Annotated in this window: 5 protein-coding genes and 1 pseudogene; 4 read left to right on the top strand and 2 right to left on the bottom strand. The window is 64.4% G+C overall.

Features of this window, described 5'->3' with window-relative positions:
* The 4 genes from EN781_RS27025 to EN781_RS27010 form a co-directional block, all read left to right on the top strand.
* A partial coding sequence (locus EN781_RS27025) for an ABC transporter permease subunit (RefSeq protein ID WP_127400501.1) occupies positions 1-293 on the top strand: 293 nt, incomplete at its 5' end.
* 27 nt (positions 294-320) lie between these two features.
* The gene (locus EN781_RS27020) at positions 321-1,205 is read left to right on the top strand and encodes an ABC transporter permease subunit (RefSeq protein ID WP_245455737.1); all 885 of its coding nucleotides are present in this window, start codon (positions 321-323) and stop codon (positions 1,203-1,205) included.
* Positions 1,205-2,068, top strand: a complete 864-nt coding sequence (locus EN781_RS27015; RefSeq protein WP_126056741.1) for an ABC transporter ATP-binding protein — start codon at positions 1,205-1,207, stop codon at positions 2,066-2,068. The genes EN781_RS27020 and EN781_RS27015 overlap by 1 nt, the downstream gene beginning before the upstream one ends.
* A complete protein-coding gene (locus tag EN781_RS27010; RefSeq protein ID WP_126056740.1) occupies positions 2,065-2,895 on the top strand; it encodes a dipeptide ABC transporter ATP-binding protein in 831 nt (276 codons plus the stop codon). Before EN781_RS27015 ends, EN781_RS27010 begins: the two co-directional genes overlap by 4 nt.
* A 24-nt stretch (positions 2,896-2,919) precedes the next feature.
* On the opposite strand, the gene EN781_RS27005 is transcribed toward EN781_RS27010, so the two are convergent.
* A complete protein-coding gene (locus EN781_RS27005) occupies positions 2,920-4,200 on the bottom strand; it encodes a cysteine desulfurase-like protein (protein WP_281034398.1) in 1,281 nt (426 codons plus the stop codon).
* Between the two features lie 40 nt (positions 4,201-4,240).
* Positions 4,241-4,452 (bottom strand): annotated as a pseudogene (locus EN781_RS27000) (amino acid ABC transporter permease); the annotation flags it as partial.

Here is a 4,452-nt window from a genome sequence, read left to right as displayed (position 1 = left end):
CCAAGGGCCTGTCGTCGGCGCGGGTTATCGGCGTGCATGCCTTGCGCAACGCGCTGATACCGGTGGTCACCACCATCGGCCTGCAGGTCGGCACGCTGCTTGCCGGCGCCATCCTCACCGAGACCATCTTCGCCTGGCCGGGCATCGGCAAGTGGATGGTCGATTCGATCTTCAAGCGCGACTATGTCGTCGTGCAGTCAGGCTTGCTTTTGATCGCCCTCATCGTCATGGCCGTGAACCTGATCGTCGACGTGCTCTATGCCGTCATCAACCCGCGCATCAGGGCTGCATGAATGAGCCAGTCGACCGAAATCGCCCCGATGGCCAGCGGCAGTCCGGACCGCCTCACCGGCTTCAGGACTTTCTGGCACTATTTCTCGGTGAACCGCGGCGCCGTCATCGGCCTGTTCGTCTTCATCCTTTTGGTTCTGGCGGCGCTCTTCGCGCCGCTGCTCGCGCCCTATGCGCCCGACGTTCAGGACAAGACCGCGTTTCTGAGGCCTCCGGCGTGGCAGAACGGCGGCAGTGCTCAGTATCTGCTCGGCACTGATGCGGTCGGACGCGACATCCTCTCGCGCCTGCTCTACGGCGCGCGCTTCTCGCTGCTCATCGGCGCGGTGGTGGTGACTTTGGCGCTCACCGGCGGCATCACGCTCGGCCTGCTGGCCGGCTATTTCCGTGGCTGGGTCGACGTTGCGATCATGCGCGTCATGGATCTGATCCTGGCCTTCCCGTCGCTGCTGCTCGCGCTGGTGCTGGTCACCATCCTCGGCCCCGGCCTGTTCAATGCGATGCTGGCGATCTCGCTCGTGCTGCAACCGCATTTCGCCCGCCTGGTGCGCGCCGCGGTGATGGCCGAGAAGAGCCGCGAATACGTCGTGGCCGCCAAGGTTGCCGGCGCCGGGCATCTCCGCCTGATGCTCGCCACCATCCTGCCGAACTGCCTGGCGCCGCTGATCGTCCAGGGCACGCTGTCGTTCTCCAACGCCATCCTGGAAGCCGCCGCCCTCGGCTTCCTCGGCCTCGGCGCCCAGCCGCCGACGCCCGAATGGGGCACCATGCTCGCCTCGGCGCGCGAGTTCATCCTGCGCGCCTGGTGGGTGGTGACGTTCCCCGGTCTTGCCATCCTGATCACAGTGCTTGCCATCAACCTGATCGGTGACGGCCTGCGCGACGCGCTCGATCCGAAGCTCAGGAGGTCGTGATGGCGCTGCTCGACATCCAGAATCTCGTCGTCGAGTTCCAGACCGCATCCGGTCCGTTCCGCGCCGTCGACGGCGTCTCGCTCCATGTCGATGAGCGCGAGGTGCTCGCCATCGTCGGCGAATCCGGCTCCGGCAAATCGGTGTCGATGCTGGCGGTGATGGGGCTGCTTCCCTGGACGGCCACGGTCACCGCGGATCGCATGAGTTTTGCCGGCCGTGACCTCCTGAAGCTGAGTTCTGCCGAGCGGCGCAAGATCGTCGGCAAGGATATGTCGATGATCTTCCAGGAGCCGATGGCCAGCCTCAATCCCTGCTTCACCATCGGTTTCCAGATCGAGGAAGTGCTGCGCTTCCATATGGGCATGGACCGGGCCCAGCGCCGGGCGCGCGCCATCGAGCTCCTGAAGCAGGTCGGCATTCCCGAGCCGGCGGAGCGGCTGAACTCCTTCCCGCACCAGATGTCGGGCGGCCAGTGCCAGCGCGTCATGATCGCGATTGCCATTGCCTGCAATCCGAAGCTCTTGATCGCCGACGAGCCGACCACGGCGCTCGACGTCACCATCCAGAAGCAGATCCTCGACCTGCTGGTCTCGCTGCAGGCCAAATACGGCATGGGCCTGATCATGATCACCCACAATATGGGCGTGGTGGCCGAGACCGCCGACCGCGTCATTGTCCAGTACAAGGGCCGCAAGATGGAAGAGGCCGACGTGCTGTCGCTGTTCGAGAGCCCGAAGAGCAACTACACGCGCGCGCTGCTCTCTGCGCTGCCGGAGAACGCCGTCGGCGACCGCTTGCCGACCGTCTCCGACATGCTGTTCGAACCGGCGCCCCAGGGGGCAAGTACCGGAGCCGCCTCATGAGCACCAGGGTCGTCGAAGGCAAGAACATCGTGCGCGACTACCATGTCGGTGGCGGCCTGTTCCGCGGCGCGCGCACGGTGCATGCGGTCAAGGGCGTCTCCTTCAGCGTCGACAAGGGCAAGACGCTTGCCATCGTCGGCGAAAGCGGCTGCGGCAAGTCCACGCTCGCCCGCATCATCACGCTGATCGATCCGGCGACGTCGGGCGAATTGTTCATCGACGGCAACAAGGTCGACATTGCCAGGGACGGTTTGTCGAAGGAGATGCGCCGCAAGGTGCAGATCGTCTTCCAGAACCCCTATGGCTCGCTCAACCCACGCCAGAAGATCGGCGACGTGCTCGGCGAGCCGCTGCTGATCAACACCGACAAGCCGGCCGAGGAACGCCGCGACCTTGCCATGAAGATGCTGAAGAAGGTCGGCCTCGGACCTGAGCACTACAACCGCTATCCGCACATGTTCTCCGGCGGCCAGCGCCAGCGCATCGCCATTGCCCGCGCGCTGATGCTGAACCCCAGCCTGCTGGTGCTGGACGAGCCGGTCTCGGCGCTCGACCTTTCTGTGCAGGCGCAGGTGCTCAATTTGCTGGCCGACCTGCAGGATGAGTTCCAATTGACCTATGTCTTCATCAGCCACGATCTCTCGGTGGTGCGCTACATCGCCGATGACGTCATGGTGATGTATTTCGGCGAGGCGGTCGAATACGGCCCGCGCGACGAGGTCTTTGCAGACCCCAAGCACAGCTACACCAAGACGCTGTTCGCCGCGACGCCGCGCGCCGATGTCAGTTCGATCAAGGCAAGGCTGGCCAAGAAGAAGGCGGCCTGACTCCAAGCGCCGTGGCCAAGCCGATCATGACAGCTTGGCTACGATCGCGCGCAGCGCTTCGCCGAAACGATGCACTTCTTCCACCGTGTTGTAGTGCACCAGCGAGGCGCGGACGGCGCCGCTGTCCATCGACAGGTTGAGCCGGCTCATCAGCCGTGGCGCGTACATATGGCCGTCGCGGATGCCGATCTGCATCACCGCCATCTCCTCGACGATCCTCTGCGGTGACAGCTTGCCGATGTTGAAGCAGAAGGTCGGCACGCGCTCATGGATGCGGGCTTCGTCGGCCACGCCGTAGATCGTGGCGCCGCAGTCCTTCAGTACCTTCAGCATCTCGCGCGCCAGCGTCAACTCATAGTCACGGATGGCGTTCATGCCGGCGACGATGTTGTCGCGGCGCGAGCGGTTGTTCTCGGCGAGGAAATTGCGGCCGACCGATTCCAGATAGCGCACGGCCGCGTCCATGCCGGAGACATTCTCGTAGATGAAGGTACCGGCCTCGACCTTGTAGGGGGGCTCATCGGGGATGAAATCCTCGCGGAAGGTCGGCAGCCGCTTCAGCGTTTCGAAGCGGCCCCAGAGAAAACCCATATGCGGCGAGAAATTCTTGTAACCGGAGCAGACGAGGTAGTCGCAGTCCCAAGCCTGCACGTCGATCAGGCCATGCGGACCGTAATGCACGCAGTCGAGGAACACTTCCGCGCCGGCGGCATGCGCGATCTTGGCCACCGAGGCGACGTCGACGATCGAGCCGATCGAATGCGCCGTCACCGTGCAGGCGACGAGCCGGGTGCGGTCCGAGACCAGCGGCTTGAGATCGTCGACATGCAGATTGCCGTCCTCGCGCATGCGCCACCATTTGAACTTCGCGCCGGCCTGCTCCAGCGCCAGCCAAGTGGCGATATTGGCGTCGTGGTCCATGTCGGTGATGACGATCTCGTCCCGCTTCGCGAGCATCTGGCCGATGCCGAGGCTGACCAGGCGGATGAACGAGGTGGCGTTCATGCCGAAGCAGATTTCCGACGGGCTGTAGGCGTTGATCAAAAGCGCCACGCTCTCGCACGCCTCGGCGACCGACTGGTCGACGGTGACGCTGCGGCCGTAGCGGCCGCCGCGCTGGACATTGTGTCCGACCAGATGGTTGGTCACCGCGTCGAGCACGCTTTGCGGGATCTGCGCGCCGGCGGCATTGTCCATGAAGATGAAGTCGCCGGCCTGTCGCAAGGCGGGGAACATCGCGCGGATCTTCTCGACCGGGAACGAAACAGCGCCGTCCTGCGCCTTCGAGATATGGTGTTGGTTCACGGACGTCTCCTTCAGTTCATCGATGTCGTTCGAGGTGGGATCAGTGCGCGCCGGACTGGGCCTTGCCGCGCTCTTCGAGGTAGCCGACCAGCCGCACCAGCGGCCACAGGAAGGCGAGATATATGATTGCGGCGCCGATCAGCGGCGTCGGATTGGCCATCAGCGCCTGCGCGTCGGTCGCCTGCTTCAGAAGGTCGGGCATCGCCACCACCGAGGCCAGCGCGGTGTCCTTGAACACCGAGACGCAGTTGC

Origin of the sequence: Mesorhizobium sp. M4A.F.Ca.ET.090.04.2.1 (genome assembly GCF_003999085.1) — a bacterium.
Lineage (GTDB): Bacteria > Pseudomonadota > Alphaproteobacteria > Rhizobiales > Rhizobiaceae > Mesorhizobium.
The sequence above is the reverse complement of the archived record's forward strand: the minus strand, read 5'-3'. Positions and strand labels throughout refer to the sequence as shown.

What these genes read in the sequence shown, in the direction of transcription:
- EN781_RS27010 (WP_126056740.1), top strand. Translation starts at nt 2,065, where the DNA reads ATGAGCACCAGGGTCGTCGAAGGCAAGAACATCGTGCGCGACTACCAT.
- EN781_RS27015 (WP_126056741.1), top strand. Translation starts at nt 1,205, where the DNA reads ATGGCGCTGCTCGACATCCAGAATCTCGTCGTCGAGTTCCAGACCGCA.
- EN781_RS27020 (WP_245455737.1), top strand. Translation starts at nt 321, where the DNA reads ATGGCCAGCGGCAGTCCGGACCGCCTCACCGGCTTCAGGACTTTCTGG.